The organism is Burkholderia anthina (assembly GCF_001547525.1).
Taxonomy (GTDB): domain Bacteria; phylum Pseudomonadota; class Gammaproteobacteria; order Burkholderiales; family Burkholderiaceae; genus Burkholderia; species Burkholderia semiarida.
The window spans coordinates 279,702-298,548 of sequence record NZ_CM003768.1 but is presented as its reverse complement, the minus strand read 5'-3'; the positions used below and the strand labels follow the sequence as shown (position 1 = coordinate 298,548).

The window sequence follows — 18,847 nt, the reverse complement described above, 5'->3', positions numbered from 1 at the left end:
CTGCTCCTGCATCGCGCGGCCCGCGCCGCGCGTGTTCGATTCGATTGTCCCGGGCTTGTCCGGACGTAGCCGGCCGCGTCAGGCCGCCTCGACCGCGCTCGTCTGCGGCAGCGCGAGGTTCAGCACCGCGTGCTCGTTCGCGTCGGCGCGCGCCAGCTCGCCGGCGATCCGCCCTTCGCGCATCACGACGATGCGGTCGGACACGCCGAGCACTTCCGGCAGCTCCGACGACACCATCACGATCGCGCAGCCGCGCTCCGCGAGCCGGTAGATCACGTCGTAGATCTCGTGCTTCGCGCCGACGTCGATTCCGCGCGTCGGCTCGTCGAGGATCACGACCTTCAGGTCGGGCTCCGCGAGCCAGCGCGACAGGATCGCCTTCTGCTGGTTGCCGCCCGACAGGAAGCGGATCTTCTGGCGCCGGTTCGGCGTCTTGATCTTCAGCCGCTGGATGAAGCGGTCGGCCGTTTCGCTTTCGGTCTTGCCGTTGATGAAGAGCCCCGCACGCAGCGAATGGCGGCGGCAACTGATGTTGATGTTCTCCGCGACCGACGCGATCGCGATGATTCCTTCTTCCTTGCGGTCCTCCGGGCACAGCACGATGCCGTGGCGGATCGCGTCGCCGGTGCGCTTCACGTCGATGCGCTGGCCGTCGAGCGTCAGCACGCCCGCGCGCCGGCGGTCCGCGCCGTACACGAGCCGCATCAGCTCGCTGCGGCCGGCGCCGACGAGCCCGAAGAAGCCGACGATCTCGCCCGCGCGCACCGAGAAGCTCGCCGGTTCGCGCAGCGCCGGGCCGTCGACGCCTTCGGCGGAAAACCGCACGTCGCCGAGCGCGCGCGGCGCGTAATGGTAGATGTCGGCGATCTCGCGCCCCACCATCTCGGCGACGAGCCGCTCGCGCGGCACGTCGGCCAGCGCCTCGTGCGACGCGATCTTGCGCCCGTCGCGGAAGATCGTGCACGCGTCGCACAGCCGGTAGATCTCGTCCATCCGGTGCGAGATGTAGATCAGCGCACGGCCCTGCGCGCGCAGATCGTCGACCAGCTTGAACAGCACTTCCGTCTCGCGATGCGACAGCGAGCTCGTCGGTTCGTCGAGCGCGATCACGCGTGCATTGCGCATCAGCGCCTTGCAGATCTCGACCATCTGCCGCTGCGCGATCGACAGCCGCCCAAGCCGCGCGTCGGGGTCGAGATCGACGCCCATCTCGGCGAGCCGCTCGCGCACGTAACGCTTCGCCTCGCGCTTCCTGACCCAGCCGAACGCGTTCGGCAGGCGGCCGAGCAGCAGGTTTTCCGCGACCGTCAAATCGGGCACGTACTGCAATTCCTGGTGAATCACCGCGATGCCGGCCGCGATCGACGCGGCCGCATTCGCGAACTGCACGGGCTGGCCGTCGACCAGCACGCTGCCCGCGTCGGGCTGGTATTCGCCGCCGAGAATCTTCAACAGCGTCGACTTGCCCGCGCCGTTCTCGCCCATCAGGCCATGCACCTCGCCCGCATGCACGTCGAACGAAATGCCGTCGAGTGCGCGCACGCCGGGAAATACCTTGCCGATATTGTCAAAACGCAGTGCCGCTGACACGTCGTCTCCCCACTTCCAGATCCATCGACCGTCGGCCGCCGCGTCGCCGCGGCAGCCGGCGGGCCGCTTACTTCGATGCGAGCCCCATCTCCTCGCGCACCTTCGACACGTTCTCGCGCGTCGCGAGCATGCCCGTCGTCAGCGTCAGCGGCGGCGGCGCCTTGCCCTGCGTGATCCACGCGTACATCAGGTCCGAGGTTTCCTCGCCGTGGCGCTTCGGGCTGATGATCACGGTGCCGTAGAAGCCCGTCGGCTGCGGCTTCTTGAACTCGTTCAACGCCGAATCGGAACCGCCGATGCCGATGCCGATCATGTTGTCGGCCTTGAAGCCGCGCCCTTCGGCCGCGCGCACCGCGCCGAGCACGGCCTCGTCGTTCAGGCCGTACGCGACCCAGTGCTTGAACTGCGGGTTCTTCGTGAGCGCGATGTTCGCCGCGTTGAACGCGTTCTCGGTGTCGGTCTTCGCCTGCGGCGCCGCGATCACGTTCGCCTTCGGGAAGCCGGCGGCCACCAGCGCGTCGGTCGCGCCGCTCGTGCGGTCGTGCGCGGTCGGCAACTGCTCGTAGGTGATGTCGATCGCACCGACGTCCTTCATGTCCCAGCCGCGCTTCTTGATCTCGGCCGCGATGCCGTCGCCGACCTGCTTGCCGATGTTGTATGCGGAAATCCCCATGTGCGGCACCGACTCGATCGGCTTGCCCGCGCCGTCGACGAGGCGGTCGTCGACCGTCATCATCTTCAGGTTGTGCGACTTCGCCTTCGCGACGATGCCCGGCCCGAGCTTCACGTCAGGCGTGCAGATGATGAAGCCCTGCGCCTTCTGCGCGGACAGGTTGTCGATCGCGCTCATCACCTTCTCGCCGGACGGCGCGCCGATCTTCACGAGCGTGAAGCCCTTCTGCTTCGCGGCGATCTCGGCGAATTTCCACTCGTCCTGGAACCACGGCTCTTCCGGCTGCTTCACCAGGAAGCCGATCTTGACCGGGTCGGCCGCGTGCGCGACCGGGCTGCCCATCACCACCGCGGCCGCGGCGGCCAGCGTTACGAACGTTCTGCGTTTCATCTCCAGTGTCTCCTTGTTTTCATCGAACAGGATGCAGCCGCTTGTTGGTTTCGACGCAGCGTGCGCGCGGCCGTCGCACGTGCGGTCTTTCGAATCGTTACGTCAATCGTGTCAGTCGTGATACAGCGCCGCGCGCCCGCCATCGACGGTGATGCACGCGGCGTTGATGAACGGCGCCTCGTCGGACGCCAGGAACACGGCCGTCATCGCGACCTCCTCCGGTTTGCCGATCCGCTTCATCGGCTGCAGCGCGAGCGTCTCGGCGCGCGCGGCGGCCGGATCGGGCTGCGCGTCCCACCAGTCGCGCGTCAGTTGCGTCTCGATGTAGCCCGGCGCGATCGCGTTCACGCGCACGTTGCGCGCCGCGTATTCGATGCCGAGCGCACGCGTGAGACCGAGCACGCCGTGCTTCGCGACCGGGTATGGAAAGCAGCCCGGGATGATCCTGAACGCATGCGTCGACGCGATGTTCACGATGCTGCCGCGACCGCGCTCGACCATGCCCTCCAGCGCCGCGCGGCAGCCGTGCCACACGCCGTCGAGATCGACCGCGAAGCAGCGCCGCCAGTCGTCGTCGGTCATCGTCAGCGGATCGGCGAACACGTTGATGCCCGCGTTGTTCACGAGCACGTCGAGCGGGCCGAACGCCGCTTCCGTCCGCGCGAGCGCATCGCGCACCGCCTGCTGCCGCGCGACGTCCGCCTGCAGCGGCAGCACGCGCGCGCCGTCGCATTCGTGTGCGATCGCGGCGGCCGTGTGCTGCGCCTGCGGGAAGTCGAGATCGACGAGCGCGACGGCCGCGCCTTCGCGCACGAACGCACGCGCGATCGCGGCGCCGATGCCGCGGCCCGCGCCCGTCACCATCGCGACCTTGCCCGCGAGGCGGCCCATCATGCGGCTCCGCCGCGTGCCGCGCGCAAGCCGGCCTGGAACGCGCGCGCATTCGCCGCGGTCGTATCCGCCGACCGGCCGGGACGGTACAGCGCCGAGCCGAGCCCGAAACCGTTCGCGCCGGCGTCGAGAAACGGCCGCATGTTGTCCGGTGCGATCCCGCCGACCGGAACCAGCGGCACCGCACGGTCGATCACCGCGCGCCACGCCTTCACGACCGTCACGCCGAGCTGCTCGGCCGGGAACATCTTCAGCACGTCGGCGCCGTTCGTCAGCGCCGCGAATGCTTCGGTCGGCGTCGCGACGCCCGGCGCGCTCGCCAGCCCGCGCTCGCGTGCGCGGCGGATCACGGCCGCATCGCTGTGCGGCATCACGATCAGCGCGCCGCCCGCGTCCTGCACGCGGTCGACGTACTCGGCGCGCAGCACGGTGCCCGCGCCGACGATCATGTCGTCGGGCAACGCACGGCGCAGCGCCGCGATGCTGTCGAACGGCTCCGGCGAGTTCAGCGGCACCTCGACGATCCGGAAGCCGGCTTCGTAGAGCGCGCGGCCGTGGTCGGCCGCTTCCGCGGGCGTGATGCCACGCATGATCGCGATCAGCGGGCACGCATCGAACGCGCGCATCAGGGCGGCGTGGGGCGTGTACGGCGCGGGCAATGTCAGGTCGGACGGCATCGAGGATTCCTCTGCAAGCAGTTCATTGGTCGGCGCAGACGGGCTCGCCGTCCGCGCGCACGAGCCCGGCGCGCGACGCGATCCGCCACAGGCCGCGCTCGGTCGCCTGCGCGGCGACACGCGCATGCGCATGGCCGAATACCTGGAGCGCATCGACGTAGCGCGAACACAGGCCGTGGTCGCCGATCAGCAGCAGCGGCTGGTCCGCGAGCGCGATGCCGCGCTCCGCGAGCATCGCGTCGAGCGCATTGAGCTCATGGCCGATCAGCAGGCCGGACAGGTAGTCGCCCTGCGCATCGGGTGCGAGCCGGTCGGTCAGGCCGAGCGTGCGCGTGCTGAAAATCGTCGCGAGCAGCCCCGTGTGCCGCGCGCCGCGCGCGACCGCCACGCCGCGCACGAACGCGCCACGGTCGGGCGACGCACCCGCGCGCATCGTGCGGCCGAGGATCGTGTGATCGCGCAGCACCGCGAACAGCTCGCCGGTCATGAAGGTCTGGAAGCGTTCGATCAGCCCGTCCTTCACCCACGCCCATTTCGCATGCGTGCCCGGCAAGCCGATCAGTACGCCTGAACGATCGGCGCCAAGCGTGGGATCGCTCGCGAGCGCGCCGACGATCTGCGTTTCTTCGCCGCGCATCACGTCGGGCAAATCGCCCGTCGCGATCACGCCCGGCACGATCGAGACTGTCGCGCCCCGCGCCGTCGTCACCGTGATGAGGCCCGCGACGAGCGCGTCGGCGCCGGCCGGCACCGCGACGTACGGCGCTTCGCGCCAGCCCTGCGCGCTGCCGACCATCCCGGCGGCGAGCACCGGCAGGCCGGGCGTGCGGTCGAGCCAGTCGCCGCACGCTTCCTCGAACACCGCGTCGAACGCACGCGCGCCGCCGCCCGGCACGTGCATCACGCCGGCCGCCCGGCTGCGCGTGTCGATCGGCACGCCGTGCGCGTCGTACAGATAGGCGCGCAGCGACGTGGTGCCCCAGTCGAGCGCGATCAGCGACGGGGCGGCGGAACAGGCATCCGGAACGGGCCGGGTCGAAGTCGTCATCGTTTGATCCTGCGGGTACCCTGCGGCGGGCTCCAGCCCAGTTCCGCGGAAATGGCTCGCGCTTCGCGCTGCACGAGCGGAATCAGTTCGTCCATCCGGTCGTGCGGCATGTACGGAATCGTGCTCGCGACCGACACCGCCGCGACGATCGCGCCCGACGCGTCGCGGATCGGCGCGGCCACGCAGCGGATCGACGCCTCGTTTTCCTCGAGATCGAACGTATAGCCGCCGGCCGCGTAATGGGCCATGCGCTGCAGGAACGCATTCGTCTCGGGCCGGTTGTCGGGCTTGAAGTTGACGCCGGCCAGCGCGCGCCGCGCGGCCTCGAACAGCGAGCGCCACAGCTCGGGATCGAGGTCGAGCATCATCGCCTTGCCGATGCCGGTCGACGCAAGCGGCATCCGGTGGCCGACGCGCGAGCGCATCTCGAGGCCGCGCGTGCCGGGAATCTTGTCGATGTACAGCACGTCGTCGCCGTCGCGCACGCCGAGATGGATCGTATCGAGCGTCGCTTCCGCGAGCGCCTCCAGATGCGGACGCGCCACCGCGGTGAGCGGCATCTGTTCGAGCGCGATCGTGCCGAGCTCGATCAGCTTCGGGCCGAGCAGGTAGCCGCCCTGCACCTGGCGCAGATAGCGCGCCTGCACGAGGCTGCTGACCAGGCGATGCGTCGTGCTGCGCGTCGTGCCGAGCGCGGCGCCGATCGCACGCATGTCGCGCGCGCCGTTCGCGATCGCCTCGAGGATCGCGAGGCCGCGCAGCAGCGTCTGCGTGCCGGCCTGCTGCGCGGCGAGGTCGAGCGGCGTGCTGGTCGCGCCGATGCTGTCGGTCAGCGACGGTTCGGCCGGCATCGTGCGCCGGGCGTCGAGGGCAAGGGAGTCTGGCATCTTGGTCATGGGGCGGGGCTTCTTCAACGGAATCGGTGAAGCCGCTCGCGCGGCGCCGGAACTGCGTCCCGTGCTGCGGCGTGGCGGCGGTCGATGCACCGAGTAAAGCGCCCGGCGAACTTCATGGAAGGTGTCTCCGTGTGCGACGGGCGCCGCGCGATGCGTGGGTCCGAAGCTGTCGATGTGCTTCGGATTGTAGGAGCGCACGCACTCGGCTCCAATATTTGAATGCGTTGTCCAGATAATGAGAATTCAGGCGAGATCGACCCGGGGGCTCGCGCAACCGCCGGGCGATGCGCACGGGGGCGGAACCCGCCGTGCCGCAGGTTCCGCCCCCGTTTGCTCACCGCGTCCCGCGCTTACTGCTGGCTCGTGCCGCGCGCCTGCATGTAGCGCTGTACGTCGGCGAACGACACGCGGCCGCTGCCGCCCGCATCGATCTGCCGGAAGTGGTTCGCGACGTAGCCGAGGCCGGCCGCGCGCGCCTGCGACTCGGTGATCGAACCCGTGTTCTGCGTATCGGCCGCGCTGAACTGCCGCGCGAGCTTGCGCACCACCTGCGCATGCAGTGCGGCGCCGGTCGTCTGCGTGCCGGCGCTCGCGTGGCGCGCGGCCGGCGGCACGTACGGATCGCCGAGCTGCGCCTGGCGCGCACGCGCCGGCGCGACGGCGTCGCTCGCCTGCGCGAACGCGGAAACGGATGTGGCGGCGCCGACGCATGCGAGCGCCGCGGCAACGACGATGAAACGATTCTTCATGTCAGGCTCCAGTCTGGAATGAGGTCGACTGCCGGCGAGCGGCGCCGCCGAGGGCGCCTGTCGCCGGCCTCGCGCATCAGTGCGCGGCCGCGCTGTAGAAGGTCACGAGGTCGGCTTTCTCCTGCGGACGCGACGTATCGTCGAGATAGACCATGTGCCCGCCCTGATAGTCCTTGATCGTCAGGTTCGGTTGCGTGCCGAGCCGCGCGAGGTCGAGCTCGGTCTGGTAGAACGGCGTCGCGATGTCGTGATACCCGTTCAGCGACAGCACCTTCAACTGCGGGTTCAGCGTCAGCGCCGCGGCCAGATCGGGGATCGTGTCGGGCATCGCGAGGCCGTCGTGCGTCCAGTCCCACGTGTTGATCGCATTGCTGCTCACCGAGTAGGCCGACTGCGCGGTGTACTTCAGTTCGTTCGGCAGGTAGCTGCCGATCGTGTCGGTGAACGGCTTCGTGATGAACGAGCTGGACGGATCGCCGTCGGCCGCGAGCGGGCTCGACAGGGGCACATTCACGCGTGCGTCGTAGCGGCCGATCAGCGTGCCCGGAACGAGCGACAACTGGAAGCTGTTGTCGAAGAAGGTCGGGACCACGTTGAAGTCCGCATTCCACAGCGCCTGCTTCACGCCGGTCGAATTCACCATCGTCGTGACCAGGTTCGGCGGCGGCGGCGTGTGGCTCGCGAGGTACGCGTTCACGGCGGGCGCGTAGCTGCCGGCCGTCAGCAGGCGCATCTGGTCCGCATACTGCGGCAGGTTCGACGGGTTCGGGTTGTCGAGCTGGTAGTACGCGCCGACCGTGCCGTACGACGGCACGAAGCCCGCGCAGCTCACCGGGCTCGCGCCGTTGTTCGAGTTGCCGACATAGTCGCTCGCCATGTCGCAGTTGGTGTTGTAGTTCAGGATCGACGACTGCAGCACGATGCCGTCGAGCTTCACGCCGGCCGTCTCGAGCAGGTTCGCGAGCACGTCGGTGCGCGGCGTGCCGTACGACTCGCCGAACAGGTATTTCGGCGAAGCGCCGCGCTGGTTCACGTTCAGGTAGCGCGTCACGAAATCGCGGAATGCGCCGGCGTCCTGGTCGACGCCCCAGAACGTCTGGTTCGTGTTCGGCGCGATTGCCTCCGAAAAGCCGGTGCCGATCGCATCGACGAACACGAGGTCGGTCGTGTCGAGCAGCGTGTCCTGGTTGTCGACGAACGGGAACGTCGACGTGTTCGCGTTCGGGTCGCCAGTCTGGATCCGGCGCGGGCCGAACGAGCCGAGATGCAGCCACACCGAGGCCGAACCGGGGCCGCCGTTGTACAGGAACGTGACGGGCCGCTTCGCGGCGGGCTGGTTGTCGGCCGTGTAGGCGACGTAGAAGAACGACGCTTCGGGCGCGCCCGTCTGCGGATTGCGGGCGACGAGGTGGCCGGCGGTGGCCGTGTACCGGATCGTCTTGCCGTTCAGCGTGATCTGGTGGTGCGTGACGGCCGCCTTTTCGACCGCGGCGGCCGCGTCGAGCGACGCGGTGGCGCTCGACGAATAACTGTTCGGATCGTTGTACGCGCGGTCGACCTGACCGGCGGGATCGGCTGAATTCGCGGCGCTCGCCGCAGCGGACGACGTCACGTCGTCGTTGCAGGCCGTCAGAATCAGCGAAGAACACACCACCCCCAACAACAGCTTCGCTTTGCTCGCTGGCATCGTTGCGTTCCTTCTCTCGGATGTTTTTCGTGTCGAGCAGCCGGATAAGCCGCCCCCCGCCTCGATTGCGGCCGATGAGCCGAGGCGCCGGCCAATATACGCGAGCCCGCCGGCTTTGAAAAATTTGGAAATATTTGGCGTGCGGCCGGTGCGGCGCACACCTTTCAGGAATGCTTCGATTCGCGAAACGTTGCATTTCACGTCGCTTTCGCGGACTTTCGCGTTGACCGGAAACGACTAAAAAAGCACCCGTTTCGTGCGATGCCGGTCAACAAAAGCAGGTAGTCGCCGATATTGCTCAGGAAATCGAAATAGACGGATTCGTCTAAAGGATCCGGCCCGACATGATCGCGACATGAATGCGCTGCGGTGCAGCAACCGTGCGCCAACGGCAGAACGGACAATGCAGCGGCGCGGCGCCGCTTACTCGGATTGCGGCAGCTCGGCCGCCCCCATCCGGCGCGCGATGACCGCCGCACGCTGCGCCTGGTAGGCCGAGCCGCGATGCGCATCGAACCAGCGCGGCTTCGGCAGCATGACCGCGAGACGCGCCGACTGCCACGCGCCGAGCCGGCTCGCGGGAATCCTGTAGTAATAGCGTGCGGCCGCCTCGGCGCCGTACACGCCGCGGCCCCATTCGACCGAATTCAGGTAGATCTCGAAGATGCGTTCCTTGTCGAGCACCGTTTCGAGCATCCACGTGATGATGAGCTCCTGCCCCTTGCGGATGTAGCTCTTCTCGCGCGACAGGAACAGGTTACGGGCGAGCTGCTGCGTGATCGTCGAGCCGCCCGCGACGATCCTGCCGCGCGCCTTGTTCTTCTCCCACGCCTGCAGGATCGCGTCGACGTCGTAGCCGTTGTTGGTCGCGAACGTCGAATCCTCGGAGGCGATCAGCGCACGCTTCAGGTTGCGCGAGATCTGGTCGTACGGCACCCACTGGTGCCGGATTTGCGCGGGCGGCGTGTCGCGCGACAGCCACCACGCGTCGGTGCGCATGAATGCGGTCGAGCCCGGATTCACGAACGACCACAGCGCGATCTGCGCGAGATAGAACAGTTGCGTCGCGAGCCACGCGAGCGCGAACACCGACCCTGCGTAGACGAGCCAGCGAGCGACGCTCACCGTGCGCGTGCGCTGCATGCCGCTCACCGCCACCACGTGCCGCTCCGTTCAGCTCGCCGCGAGCGCCTGGCGCAGCGCGGCCAGCACCGGCGCACCGTCCGGCCGCACGCCGCGCCAGATGAAGAACGATTCGGCGGCCTGTTCGACGAGCATCCCGAGCCCGTCGGCCGTGCGCGCGCCGAGCGACGCCGCGTGCTGCATGAACACGGTCGGCTGCGCGCCGTACATCATGTCGTACGCGAGCGTGCCCGTGCCGAACGCGGCCGCGTCGCATTCCGGCAGCGCGGCATCGAGGCTGCCGGCCGTCGCATTGATCACCACGTCGTACGGCTCGGCGCGCACGACGCCAGGGCCGCCGCCCGCGAGCGTGCAGCCCGCATCGTGCGCGGCCTGCATGAACTGGCCGACGAGCGCCTCGGCCCTGCTCGCGGTGCGATTCACGATTTCGATCGACAGCGGCGCGCGGTCGAGCAGCGGCAGCACGACGCCGCGCGCGGCGCCGCCCGCGCCGAGCAGCAGGATGCGCGCACCGGCGAGCGACACGCCGAGATTCGCCTCGATGTCGCGCACGAGGCCGACGCCGTCGGTGTTGTCGCCGTGGAGGCGGCCGTCGGCGTCGATGCGCAGCGTGTTCACCGCACCGGCCGCCGCCGCGCGCGGCGACAGCGTATCGGCGAGCGCATGCGCGTCGAGCTTGAACGGCACCGTCACGTTCGCGCCGCGTCCGCCTTCGGCGACGAACGCGCGCACGGCGGCCTCGAACCCGTCGACCGGCGCGAGCCGGTGCGTGTACTCGATCGGCTCGCCGGTCTGCGCGGCGAACTGCGCGTGGATGAACGGCGACTTGCTGTGCGCCACCGGGTTGCCGAACACGACATAGCGGTCGGCGCTGCTCGTCGACGCAGTTGCGTTCATGATGCGCGCCCCGCTTCGCCGTCGTTGCCGCCCGCGGCCTCGCCGCCCTCTGCCGCCGCGTCGCCCGATTCGGCCAGCGCCTCGGCCTCGGCTTGCGCCGACGCGTCTTGCGCGTCGACCAGCGTGTCGTCGCCGCCTTCGGCGTCATCCTCGTCGTCGGCCGCGTCGCCGCTCGTCACGGTCGGCGCGTCGAGCACGTTCAAGAGCCGCACCGACGCCTCGATCGTCAGCTCGTCGAGCGACATCACGTCGAGCAGCACGCGCGTGCCGCGCGCATGCACGCCGAGCCCCGGCACGTGCAGCAGCAGCGGGATTTCCTCGAGGCGCACGAGATCGCCCTTCACGACGCTCGCGACGACCTGCTTCTTCTGCTCCTGCGCGAGCCAGCGCAGGCACCAGAAATACTCCATCCGGCGCTGGTAGTCGGCGTAGGCCGTATACGTATCGTCGAAGCCCTGCACGACCGCGTAGAGATCGGCGTCCTTCGGCTTGAACGGCGCGGCGAGCTTCGCGGTGACGCCGTGCTGCACGCACGCGAGCAGTTGCCACTGGTTCACGAGGTCGACGTAGCGGCGCAGCGGCGACGTGCTCCATGCGTACTGCGCGACGCCGAGGCCTTCGTGCGGCGCGGCCGTCGTCTGCATCCGCGTGCGCTTCGGGCCCGGCGCGCCGAAGCCGCGCTGCGACCGGTAGATGCCCGGCACCGTATGGTCGTGCAGGAACGCGCCCCAAGTCGAGTTCGCGAGGATCGCGAGCTCCGACACGATCAGGTCGAGCGGCGAGCCGCGGCGGCGCGGCGTGATCGTCACGTGCTCGCCTTCGACGTAGAAGTTGTAGTCGGTGTTGCGCTGCACCTCGCGCTTCAGCCCGTAGCCCGCGCGCGCGACCTGGCGCTTTTCGAACAGCGCCTGCGCGAGCGGCCACAGCACGGCGATGTCGTCCTTGTGCGGATAGTCGCCGGTGCCGGCCGCGAGCGTCTCTTCATTGACGAGCTCGTCGAGCGTGTTGTGGCGCAGGTTGCTCTTCACGAACACGAGCTCCGCGCGCGTCTCGTTCGCGACGATCTCCTGCGTCTCGCGGTTGACGATGATGTACAGCGACAACGCCGGGCGATAGTCACCCTCTTTCAGCGTGAACACGTCCACCACGTCGTCCGGCAGCATCGTGATCTTGTCGCCCGGCATGTAGACGGTCGACAGGCGCGCACGCGCGATCGCGTCGACCGGGTCGCCGCGCACGATGCCGAGCGCCGGCGCCGCGATGTGCACGCCGATCCGCACCCGGCCGTCGGACAGGTGCTCGACCGAGAACGCGTCGTCGATTTCGGTGGTCGTGATGTCGTCGATCGAGAACGCCTCGACGTTCGCGCGCGGCAGGTCGTCCGGCAGCGGGCCGACCGTGACGGGCGGAAAGCCCGTGCCGTGCGGGAAGAATTCCGCGAGAAAGCGCGCTTCGTGCAGCGCACGCGGCGACTCGATGCCGCCGCAGTCGAGCATCAGCCGCGCCGGCGACACGCCGCGCGCGCCGGCCGCCGCTTCCATCGCCTTGTATTCGATCGAATTCTTGTCCGGCCGCGTCAGCAGCCCGAGCACCTTGCCCGCGAACGCTTCCGGCAGCTTGCCGGCCTTCAGTTCCTCTTCATACTGCGCCTGCACGAGCGCCTGCTGGCGCTTGCGCTCGAGCGACGCGAGCGCCATCTTGAGCTGCTCTTCCGGCGCGCGCTGGTACTGGCCGCGCCCCTTGCGGCGGAAATAGACGGGCGAGCCGTGCAGCCGCAGCACCAGCGCGGCGCGCTCGACCGGGCCGTACGTCGCGCCGAAGTATTCGGCGGCCAGCGCCGTGTACGCGAACTCGTCGGCCGGCGCGCATTCCCACAGAAAATCCAGATCGATCTGCTGCGCGGCCGTGTCGGCCTCCTGCATCAGTTCGCTTGCGGCCGGCTTGTCGAATTCGATCAGCACGTCTTTCGCGCGCACCTTCGCGCGCCGCCCGCCGGGCAACTCGACCTGAAATGCGTCGCCCTGGCGCGACAGCACGCTGCCCGCCTTGAAACTGCCCGATTCCTCGAAGAAAACGTTCACTCAGTACTCTCGTTCAGACTGCCGGGCGCCGCGTCGGCGGCGCCGCATGATGATGGGGATTCGATCGGCACGCGGCCGGTTTATGACGTCTTTCCGTCGCAAAACGCGAGAACGTCGTCGACATAGTCGGCAAATTCGCTGATCCCGTGATCGCTGCCGTCGATCACGCGGGTTTTCGCGCCCGGGTAATGGGCGAGCATCTCGCGATAATCGAGCACTTCGTCGCCGGTCGCCGCGAACAGATAGTAGCGGTCGGCGCGCGTGATCGCCGGCACGCGCAGCGCGTCGAGTTCGTGCAGGTGGCGGCGCTCGACGACGATTGTGCCGCCGCCGTGCCACAGCGGCTGCTCGCCCAGATGCTGTTCGAGATCGCGCTGCGGCACGATCGCCGGATTCAGCAGCACGGCTTTCCAGCCATGCTTTTCGGCGAGCCACGTCGCGTAATACCCGCCGAGCGAGCTGCCGATCACGGTCACGTCGCGCGCGCCCGCGACCTCGGCTTCCGCGATCGCGATCGCGTCGAGCGGCGACACCGACAGCGACGGGCACCGCCACTCGCCGGTGCGGCCGAGTTCGGCCATCCGTGCGGCGAGCAGCCGCGACTTCTGCGATTCCGGCGACGACCGGAAGCCGTGCAGATACAGGATCACGTGCGGCTCCCGAGCGCGTCGAGCAGCTTCTGGTGCACGCCGCCGAAACTGCCGTTGCTCATCACGAGCACGTGGTCGCCCGGGCGCGCGGCCTCGACCACCGCCTTCACCAGCACGTGCAGGTCGTCGAATGCGCGCGCACGCTCGCCCAGCGGCGCGAGCGCTTCGGCAAGATTCCAGCCGAGCGCATCGCGCCCGGTCGGCGCGCCGTAGCCGAACACGAGATCGGCGTCGGCGAGGCTCGACGGCAATTGCGACTTCATCACGCCGAGCTTCATCGTGTTCGAGCGCGGCTCCAGCACCGCGAGGATGCGGGCATTCTTGCGGCCGATGCGCGCGCGAAGGCCGGCGATCGTGGTGTCGATCGCGGTCGGATGGTGGGCGAAATCGTCATAGACGGTCACGCCGTCCACGCTGCCGCGCACTTCCATGCGGCGCTTCACGTTGCGGAACGAGGCGAGCGAAGCCGCCGCCTGCGCGGGCGGCACGCCGACGTGGCGCGCGGCGGCGATCGCCGCGAGCGCGTTCATCCGGTTGTGGTCGCCCTGCACCTGCCACGCGACTTCGCCGACACGCTCGGCTTGGCGATACACCGCGAAGCGTTCGTCCACCGGCACGCCGTCCTCGGCCGGCAGCGCCTGCCAGCCGCCGTCGACGCCGAAGCGTTCGACCTCGCTCCAGCAGCCGCGCGCCAGCACGCGCTCGAGCGCGTCGGAGCGGCCGTTCGTGACGATCCGCCCGACGCCGGGCACGGTGCGCACCAGATGATGGAATTGCGTCTCGATCGCGGCAAGATCGGGGAAGATGTCGGCGTGATCGAATTCCAGGTTGTTCAGCACCGCGGTGCGCGGCCGGTAGTGCACGAACTTCGAGCGCTTGTCGAAGAATGCCGTGTCGTACTCGTCGGCCTCGATCACGAAGAAGCTCGAATCGGTGAGCCGCGCGGACACGCCGAAGTTCAGCGGCACGCCGCCGATCAGGAACCCCGGGTTGAGCCCCGCGTCCTCCAGCAGCCACGCGAGCATCGACGACGTGGTCGTCTTGCCGTGCGTGCCCGCCACGGCGAGCACCCACTTGCCGGCCAGCACGTGCGCGCCGAGCCACTGCGGGCCGGACACGTAAGGCAGGCCGCGATCGAGGATCGCCTCCATCAGCGGATTGCCGCGCGTGACGACGTTGCCGATCACGAACAGGTCCGGCTTCAGGTCGATCTGCTCGGCGCCGTAGCCCTCGATCAGCGTGATGCCCTGCGCCTCGAGCTGCGTGCTCATCGGCGGATAGACGCCCGCGTCGCAACCCGTCACCGTGTGGCCCGCCGCGCGTGCGAGTACGGCGAGACCGCCCATGAAGGTGCCGCAGATGCCAAGAATGTGGATGTGCATAGATGAATGCTTTCGCGCCGCCGGGCGCCGTCGATTCGGAAAGGATGCGTGTGCGGCGCGCCGGCGAGGCCGTGCGGCCGGCGCCCGGCCAACGACCTGGCCGCGACACAAAAGAGCACTATTGTAACTGACGGCCTGCGATGCCCGGCGGCCCGAACGATGCGGGCGAACGGCACCGTCACCCTCGGGCGGCGGGCCGCCGCACCCGTGCTCGGGCGCCGCGACGATCGAGTATGATTGCCGGATCATGTCTCGCAAACCTCTTGTCGACCCGCGGCGCGTCCGCGAGGAAATCGCCCAGTCCGCCGCCCGCCTGATCGCGGAGGACGGGCTGGACTACGCCGGCGCGAAACGCAAGGCCGCGCGCCAGTTGCTGGGCGATTCGCGCGTTGCGGGCGAATGGCTGCCGGATAACGACCAGATCGAGGAAGAACTGCGCGAGTACCTCGCGCTGTTCCAGAGCGACACGCAGCCGGACGAACTGCGCCGCCTGCGCGAGATCGCGCTCGACTGGATGCGCCGGCTCGCCGAGTTCCATCCTTACGTGACGGGCGCCGTGCTGAACGGCACCGCGAACGCGCATTCGGATATCCATTTGCAGGCATTCACCGACAACCCGAAGGACGTCGCGATCTACCTGCTGAACCAGAACGTCCAGTACGACGTGTCCGAGACGCGGCATTTCGCGGGCCGCGGCGACGTCGAGACGCTCAGTTTCCTGTGGCGCCCGCGGCGCGACGTGGACGCGATCGGCATCCATCTCGCGCTGTATGCGAGCGACGACCTGCGCGGCGCGGTGAAGGCCGACGCGCGCGGCCGCGTCGCCCGCGCGGACGCCGCCGCGCTGCGCGCACTCGTCGCGGCAGGCGAGGCCCCTTCCGAACCGGAATGATTCAACGATGATGATGAAACGCATGTTGGCGCTCGCGGTGGTCGCGGCCGCCGCCGTTGCCGGCGGGATCGCCGCCGGCCACTGGTTCCGCGGCACGACCGACGACGGCGTCGCCGTCGCCGCGCCGGCCGCCCACGGCAGTCCGGTCGACCAGCTGTGGGCGTCGTCGCTCACCGGCGTCGACGGCAAGCCGGCCACGCTGGCCGCCTTCAAGGGCCAGAAAGTCGTCGTCAATTTCTGGGCGTCGTGGTGCGGCCCGTGCGTCGAGGAAATGCCCGAGCTCGTCGCGCTGTCGCATCAGTACAAGCAGAAAGGCATCCGCTTCGTCGGAATCGGCGTGGATTCCGAGCAGAACGTGAAGAATTTCCTGCAGAAGGTGAAGGTCGATTACCCGGTCTTCGTCAGTGGCTATGCGGGCGCCGATCTGGCCCGCAATTTCGGAAATACCGCCGGCGCGCTGCCGTTTACCGTCGTCATCGACGAAACCGGCAAGATCCGCGAGACAAAATTAGGACAAATCCAGCCGGCCGAGCTGAAAAAGACGCTCGACGCGCTGTAATCCGCGCAAGCGGCGGCCTGCGCGTTCGCGGGGATTTGCCGTTCATTCGCCGCAATTTCGCGTGAATTCGCCGATACTTTGCATCCGCACCGGTAATTCTTGCGGGTCCGACGCGTCTGGCCGTTCGGCAAAACTAGACAAATTTCTCTAAATAGCGCTAAAGTTCGCGCAATTCCGCAGAAATAGAAGCGACCATGACACGATTGCTGGTGTTGCACGGCCCCAACCTGAACCTTCTCGGCACCCGGGAACCGGAGGTGTACGGCCGCGTCACGCTTGCGCAGATCGATCAGGCGCTTGCCGCGCGCGCCCAGGAGGCCGGCGCCGAACTGTCGTCGTTCCAGAGCAACCATGAAGGTGCGCTGGTCGACCGCGTCCAGGCCGCGCGGGAGGAACAGACCGACTTCATCCTGATCAATCCGGCCGCGTATACGCATACGAGCGTTGCGATCCGGGACGCGATCGCCGGTGTTGGCATTCCGTTCGTCGAGGTTCACCTGTCGAACGTGCATCGCCGCGAAGCGTTCAGGCACCACTCCTACTTTTCCGACCAGGCCGAAGGCGTGATCTGCGGGCTCGGCTGGAAAGGTTATCTGTACGCGCTCGAGTACGCGCTGGACAAGCTGCAAGGCGCGTCGCGCGGCTGATTTCGCGATCTAGATTCAGCGCCGGCCGCTAACCGGCGCTTTCACGTATTGAAAGGGGAATTCCCGATGGATCTTCGTAAGCTGAAAACTCTGATCGACCTCGTTTCCGAATCCGGCATCTCCGAGCTGGAAGTGACGGAAGGCGAAGGCAAGGTGCGTATCGTCAAGAACGCGCCGCCGGTCTACGTGCAGCCGACGGCTGGGTATGCCCCGCAAGTCAGCGCGCCCGCTCCGTCGGCCGCGCTGCCGGCCGAAGGCGCCGCCGCGCCGGCCGCCGGCGCTGCAGCCGCACCGGCCGCTCCGCAGGGCCACGTCGTGACGTCGCCGATGGTCGGCACGTTCTATCGCGCGCCGTCGCCGGGCGCCGACCCGTTCGTGCAGGCCGGCGACACGGTCAAGGAAGGCCAGACGATCTGCATCATCGAAGCGATGAAGCTGCTCAACGAGATCGAGTCGGACAAGGCCGGCGTGATCAAGGAAATCCTCGTCGAGAACGGCCAGGCCGTCGAATACGGCCAGCCGCTTTTCGTGATCGGCTAAGCCCGCCGCGCGGCCCAGCCGGCCGCGCGCCGCCGATGCTCGCCAGGCGCCGTTCGCGCGCCCCTCGAAGAGACGAATACTCGCTATGTTTGAAAAAATCCTCATTGCCAACCGCGGTGAAATCGCGCTGCGCATCCAGCGTGCGTGCCGCGAACTCGGCGTCAAGACGGTGGTCGTCTACTCGGAAGCCGACAAGGAAGCCAAGTACGTGCGCCTCGCGGACGAAGCCGTCTGCATCGGCCCGGCCCCGTCGAACCTGAGCTACCTGAACATGCCGGCGCTGATCAGCGCCGCGGAAGTCACCGATGCCGAGGCGATCCACCCCGGCTACGGCTTCCTGTCGGAGAACGCCGATTTCGCGGAGCGCGTCGAGCAGTCGGGCTTCACGTTCATCGGCCCGCGTCCGGAAACGATCCGCATGATGGGTGACAAGGTCACCGCGAAGCAGACGATGATCAAGACCGGCGTGCCGTGCGTGCCGGGCTCGGAAGGCGCGTTGCCGGACGATCCGAAGGAGATCGTCAAGATTGCGCGCGCGATCGGCTATCCGGTCATCATCAAGGCGGCAGGCGGCGGCGGCGGGCGCGGGATGCGCGTCGTGCACACCGAAGCCGCGCTCGTCAACGCGGTCAACATGACCCGCGAGGAAGCCGGCCGTGCGTTCGGCAACCCGCAGGTGTACATGGAGAAGTTCCTCGAGAACCCGCGCCACATCGAGATCCAGGTGCTGTCGGACGCGCACAAGAACGCGATCTGGCTCGGCGAGCGCGACTGCTCGATGCAGCGCCGCCACCAGAAGGTGATCGAGGAAGCGCCGGCGCCCGGCATTCCGCGCCGCCTGATCGACCGCATCGGCGACCGCTGCGCGGACGCGTGCAAGAAGATGGGCTACCTCGGTGCGGGCACGTTCGAATTCCTGTACGAGAACGGCGAGTTCTACTTCATCGAGATGAACACGCGCGTGCAGGTCGAGCATCCGGTATCGGAGCTGATCACGGGCGTCGACATCGTGCAGGAACAGATCCGCATCGCGGCCGGCGAGAAGCTTGCGCTGCGCCAGCGCGACATCCAGTTCCGCGGGCATGCGATCGAATGCCGGATCAACGCCGAAGATCCGTTCAAGTTCACGCCGTCGCCGGGCCGGATCACGTCGTGGCATACGCCGGGCGGCCCCGGCGTGCGCGTCGATTCGCACGCATACAATGGTTATTTCGTGCCGCCGAACTACGATTCGATGATCGGCAAGCTGATCACCTACGGCGCGACGCGCGAACAGGCGATCCGCCGGATGCGCATCGCGCTGTCGGAAATGGTCGTCGAAGGCATCCAGACCAACATCCCGCTGCACCGCGAGCTGATGATCGACTCGAAGTTCGTCGAAGGCGGCACCAGCATCCACTACCTCGAAAACCGGCTCGCGCAGAAGCAGCAGGTCGCACCGGAAGAAGCGTAAGC

At 68.2% G+C, this 18,847-nt stretch carries 18 protein-coding genes; 5 read left to right on the top strand and 13 right to left on the bottom strand.

Annotated elements, in window-relative coordinates:
- Positions 1 to 78: 78 nt before the first annotated feature.
- From araG to mpl, 13 genes are all read right to left on the bottom strand, one after another.
- Positions 79 to 1,590, bottom strand: a complete 1,512-nt coding sequence (gene araG / locus WS64_RS01430; RefSeq protein WP_059638069.1) for an L-arabinose ABC transporter ATP-binding protein AraG — start codon at positions 1,588 to 1,590, stop codon at positions 79 to 81.
- Positions 1,591 to 1,657: 67 nt separating this feature from the next.
- Positions 1,658 to 2,653: an arabinose ABC transporter substrate-binding protein gene (locus WS64_RS01425; RefSeq protein WP_059580965.1), complete on the bottom strand. Its 996-nt coding sequence runs from the start codon at positions 2,651 to 2,653 to the stop codon at positions 1,658 to 1,660.
- Positions 2,654 to 2,764: 111 nt separating this feature from the next.
- Complete coding sequence (locus tag WS64_RS01420; protein ID WP_059638179.1) at positions 2,765 to 3,544, bottom strand: SDR family oxidoreductase; 780 nt, start codon at positions 3,542 to 3,544, stop codon at positions 2,765 to 2,767.
- A complete protein-coding gene (locus WS64_RS01415; protein WP_060965558.1) occupies positions 3,544 to 4,221 on the bottom strand; it encodes a 2-dehydro-3-deoxy-6-phosphogalactonate aldolase in 678 nt (225 codons plus the stop codon). The genes WS64_RS01420 and WS64_RS01415 overlap by 1 nt, the downstream gene beginning before the upstream one ends.
- A gap of 22 nt (positions 4,222 to 4,243) precedes the next feature.
- A complete protein-coding gene (locus tag WS64_RS01410) occupies positions 4,244 to 5,269 on the bottom strand; it encodes a 2-dehydro-3-deoxygalactonokinase (RefSeq protein WP_060965557.1) in 1,026 nt (341 codons plus the stop codon).
- Entirely contained in the window at positions 5,266 to 6,165 is a 900-nt protein-coding gene (locus tag WS64_RS01405; protein WP_060965556.1) for an IclR family transcriptional regulator, read from the bottom strand. The genes WS64_RS01410 and WS64_RS01405 overlap by 4 nt, the downstream gene beginning before the upstream one ends.
- 350 nt (positions 6,166 to 6,515) lie before the next feature.
- A complete protein-coding gene (locus WS64_RS01400; protein ID WP_059580955.1) occupies positions 6,516 to 6,914 on the bottom strand; it encodes an EF-hand domain-containing protein in 399 nt (132 codons plus the stop codon).
- A gap of 76 nt (positions 6,915 to 6,990) precedes the next feature.
- Positions 6,991 to 8,601, bottom strand: a complete 1,611-nt coding sequence (locus WS64_RS01395; protein ID WP_060965555.1) for a S10 family peptidase — start codon at positions 8,599 to 8,601, stop codon at positions 6,991 to 6,993.
- A gap of 423 nt (positions 8,602 to 9,024) precedes the next feature.
- Positions 9,025 to 9,762, bottom strand: a complete 738-nt coding sequence (gene mtgA, locus WS64_RS01390) for a monofunctional biosynthetic peptidoglycan transglycosylase (protein ID WP_060965554.1) — start codon at positions 9,760 to 9,762, stop codon at positions 9,025 to 9,027.
- 12 nt (positions 9,763 to 9,774) lie between these two features.
- On the bottom strand, positions 9,775 to 10,641 hold the full coding sequence (gene aroE, locus WS64_RS01385) for a shikimate dehydrogenase (RefSeq protein ID WP_060965553.1): 867 nt from the start codon (positions 10,639 to 10,641) through the stop codon (positions 9,775 to 9,777).
- Complete coding sequence (locus tag WS64_RS01380; protein ID WP_059580946.1) at positions 10,638 to 12,722, bottom strand: RNB domain-containing ribonuclease; 2,085 nt, start codon at positions 12,720 to 12,722, stop codon at positions 10,638 to 10,640. Before WS64_RS01380 ends, aroE begins: the two co-directional genes overlap by 4 nt.
- A gap of 80 nt (positions 12,723 to 12,802) precedes the next feature.
- A complete protein-coding gene (locus WS64_RS01375; RefSeq protein WP_060965552.1) occupies positions 12,803 to 13,372 on the bottom strand; it encodes a YqiA/YcfP family alpha/beta fold hydrolase in 570 nt (189 codons plus the stop codon).
- On the bottom strand, positions 13,369 to 14,754 hold the full coding sequence (gene mpl, locus WS64_RS01370) for a UDP-N-acetylmuramate:L-alanyl-gamma-D-glutamyl-meso-diaminopimelate ligase (protein WP_060965551.1): 1,386 nt from the start codon (positions 14,752 to 14,754) through the stop codon (positions 13,369 to 13,371). The genes WS64_RS01375 and mpl overlap by 4 nt, the downstream gene beginning before the upstream one ends.
- 247 nt (positions 14,755 to 15,001) lie before the next feature.
- On the opposite strand from mpl, the gene WS64_RS01365 reads away from it, so the two are divergent.
- The 5 genes from WS64_RS01365 to accC all read left to right on the top strand — a co-directional run bounded on the left by WS64_RS01365 (position 15,002) and on the right by accC (position 18,845).
- Positions 15,002 to 15,646 carry a hypothetical protein gene (locus WS64_RS01365; RefSeq protein WP_059580939.1) on the top strand — a complete coding sequence of 215 codons (645 nt, stop codon included), beginning with the start codon at positions 15,002 to 15,004 and terminating at the stop codon, positions 15,644 to 15,646.
- Between the two features lie 7 nt (positions 15,647 to 15,653).
- Positions 15,654 to 16,205, top strand: coding sequence for a TlpA family protein disulfide reductase (locus tag WS64_RS01360; RefSeq protein WP_059638048.1), 552 nt, complete (start codon positions 15,654 to 15,656; stop codon positions 16,203 to 16,205).
- A 194-nt stretch (positions 16,206 to 16,399) separates the two neighbouring features.
- A complete protein-coding gene (aroQ, locus tag WS64_RS01355; RefSeq protein WP_060965550.1) occupies positions 16,400 to 16,852 on the top strand; it encodes a type II 3-dehydroquinate dehydratase in 453 nt (150 codons plus the stop codon).
- 66 nt (positions 16,853 to 16,918) lie between these two features.
- Positions 16,919 to 17,392 carry an acetyl-CoA carboxylase biotin carboxyl carrier protein gene (gene accB / locus WS64_RS01350; protein ID WP_059638044.1) on the top strand — a complete coding sequence of 158 codons (474 nt, stop codon included), beginning with the start codon at positions 16,919 to 16,921 and terminating at the stop codon, positions 17,390 to 17,392.
- A gap of 85 nt (positions 17,393 to 17,477) precedes the next feature.
- Positions 17,478 to 18,845: an acetyl-CoA carboxylase biotin carboxylase subunit gene (gene accC, locus WS64_RS01345; protein WP_059638042.1), complete on the top strand. Its 1,368-nt coding sequence runs from the start codon at positions 17,478 to 17,480 to the stop codon at positions 18,843 to 18,845.
- Positions 18,846 to 18,847 lie beyond the last annotated feature (2 nt).